The sequence below is a fragment of the Halorubrum sp. AJ67 genome (assembly GCF_000513435.1).
In genome coordinates this window covers 10,402-12,904 of sequence record NZ_CBVY010000021.1, presented here as the reverse complement: position 1 = coordinate 12,904, position 2,503 = coordinate 10,402, and the positions used below count along the sequence as shown (strand labels likewise).

Here is a 2,503-nt window from a genome sequence, read left to right as displayed (position 1 = left end):
GGACCGGCACGCCGGCGTCGCGGGCGGCCTCGGCGGCGGCCGCGATCCGGTCGACGGGGACCGCCTTCCCGCCCCGGTAGTTGTGCGTGTTCTCCACCGCGAGCAGGCCGGTTCCGGGGCGGTGGAGGTCCTCGTCGACGAGGCCCTCGCGGACCGCCTCGGGCGTCGGGACGCAGCGGTCGCCGGCGTCTATCGTCCGCGTCTGGACGCCCGAGAGCTTGGCCGCGCCCGCCAGCTCCCAGCGGTAGATGTGCGACTCGCGCTCCAAGAGGAGCTCCTGGCCCGGCTCCGTGTGGACGTGGACCGCGATCTGGTTCGCCATCGTCCCCGAGGGGACGTACAGCGCGGCCTCCGTACCGACCACCTCGGCGGCGCGCCGCTCCAGCTCGTTGACGGTCGGGTCGTCGCGGTACACGTCGTCGCCGACCTCGGCGGTCGCGGCCGCGTCGCGCATCGCGTCCGAGGGCGTCGTCACGGTGTCCGAGCGTAGGTCGATGTCGAGTTCGTCGGCTTCGGGCATCGGTTGTAGCTCGTTCCGCGGCGGCGGGCATATATCCCGCGCTCGTCGGTCGACACTCCCGGGCGCGCGGTTCACCGCGTTCCGCGTCCGTTCCCTTCTTAACGACGGGGATCGATTCGAAACCCATGGCAACGGAAGCCACAGCAGACGGCACGGACGACGCGTCTGACGCACCGGACGCATACGACGCCCTCCTCGACCGCGTCCAGCGGTGGAACGCGGTCGGCAGCGCCTCCGGCGTCCTCGGCTGGGACCAGCAGGTGATGATGCCCGAGGGCGGCACGCCCGCCCGGTCGAAGCAGCTCTCGGCGCTCTCCTCGGTCCACCACGACATGGTCACCGACGACGAGACGGGCGAGCTGCTCGACGAGCTCGACGACGCCGACCTCACCGACGAGCAGGCCGCGGTCGTCCGCGAGGTCCGCCGCGAGTACGAGCGCGCCGACGCCGTCCCGGTCGAACTCGTCGAGGAGATCTCCGAGACCGGCTCCGAGGCGCTTCAGGCGTGGGAGCAGGCGAAAGCCGAGGACGACTTCGACGAGTTCGCCCCGTACCTGGAGAAACACGTCGAGCTGAAACGCGAGTACGCCGAACACATCGACCCCGACCGCGATCCCTACGCGGTCCTCTTCGAGGAGTTCGAGCCGTGTCTGTCGATGGAGCGCGCCGAGTCGATCCTGACCGAGCTCCGCGAGGCGCTCGTCCCCATGATCGACGACATCCGCGAGTCCGACCGCGAGCTCGCGGTCGACACCTTCGAGGGGACGTTCCCCGAGGAGACGCAAGAAGAGCTCTCCCGTGAGGCGCTGGATCTCGTCGGCTACGACTTCGACCGCGGCCGCCTCGACGTCTCCTCGCACCCCTTTACCTCCGGGAACCAGTTCGACTGTCGCGTGACCACCCGGTTCGACGAGACCGACCCCCTCGGGGCTGTCGGCTCGACGATCCACGAGTTCGGCCACGCGCAGTACAACCTCGGGCTCTCGCAGGAGCACTTCGGGACGCCGCTCGGCGAGTCGCGCGACCTCTCGGTCCACGAGTCGCAGTCGCGTCTCTGGGAGAACCACGTCGGGCGCAGCGAGGCGTTCTGGAAGGAGTTCCTCCCCGTCTTCCAAGAGCACTTCCCACAGACTGAGGACGCCACCGTTCGGGACGCCTACGAGGCGTTCAACCAGGTGTACGAGGACAACTTCATCCGGGTCGAGGCCGACGAGCTCACCTACCACCTCCACATCGTGATCCGGTTCGAGATCGAGCGCGACCTGATCCGCGGCGACCTCGACGTCGAGGACGTGCCCGGCGTGTGGAACGACAAGTACGAGGAGTACCTCGGTATCCGGCCCGAGACCGACAGCGAGGGCTGCCTTCAGGACATCCACTGGAGCCACGGCAACTTCGGCTACTTCCCCACCTACTCGCTCGGCTCCGTGATGGCCGCCCAGCTGTTCGCGGCCGCGGAAGCGGAGATCGACGACCTCGACGCGAAGATCGCCGACGGCGACTTCGACGACCTCCACGACTGGCTCGGCGAGAACGTCCACCGGCACGGCTCCCGCTACGAGACGAACGAGCTGGTCAAGCGCGCGACCGGCGAGGAGTTCACCGCCGACGCCTTCCTCGACTACGTCGACGAGAAGTACGGCGAGCTGTACGGTATATAAATACCCTCAGCCGTTTCTGCGTTCGTTATAAACAATCGCGTGTGGCGGGGAGTCGATACTGCGGTGGCGCGTGCCTGCGAGCGGTCGCCACCGGCGACCGCGAAGCAGCACCGCGCGAGGGAGTCGGTCGCCGGAGCAACGCGGAGGCGACCGACGAGGCTGGGGAGGCGTGAGGTGCTGTGCGGGGCGGTGTGGGGCGGGTATCGAAGGGGCAGCCGCGAGGCGGGCGTAGACGACGCAAGGACCGCAGGAACGAGCGGAGCGAGTGACGAGGACCGCAGCGAGTGTACGCCCGCCTCGCGGCTGGGGCTTCGGTGGTGTC

General features: G+C 68.9%; 2 protein-coding genes. One reads left to right on the top strand and one right to left on the bottom strand.

The window, feature by feature from the left end; genetic code table 11:
- A partial coding sequence (locus tag BN903_RS17655) for a low specificity L-threonine aldolase (RefSeq protein WP_048078253.1) occupies nt 1–520 on the bottom strand: 520 nt, incomplete at its 3' end.
- A 125-nt stretch (nt 521–645) separates the two neighbouring features.
- Between BN903_RS17655 and BN903_RS13615 the strand changes: the two genes are divergently transcribed.
- Nucleotides 646–2,181: a carboxypeptidase M32 gene (locus tag BN903_RS13615; RefSeq protein ID WP_048078252.1), complete on the top strand. Its 1,536-nt coding sequence runs from the start codon at nt 646–648 to the stop codon at nt 2,179–2,181.
- Nucleotides 2,182–2,503: the final 322 nt, after the last annotated feature.

Excerpts from the sequence above, each read along its gene's own strand:
- BN903_RS13615 (WP_048078252.1), top strand. The coding sequence starts at position 646 with ATGGCAACGGAAGCCACAGCAGACGGCACGGACGACGCGTCTGACGCA.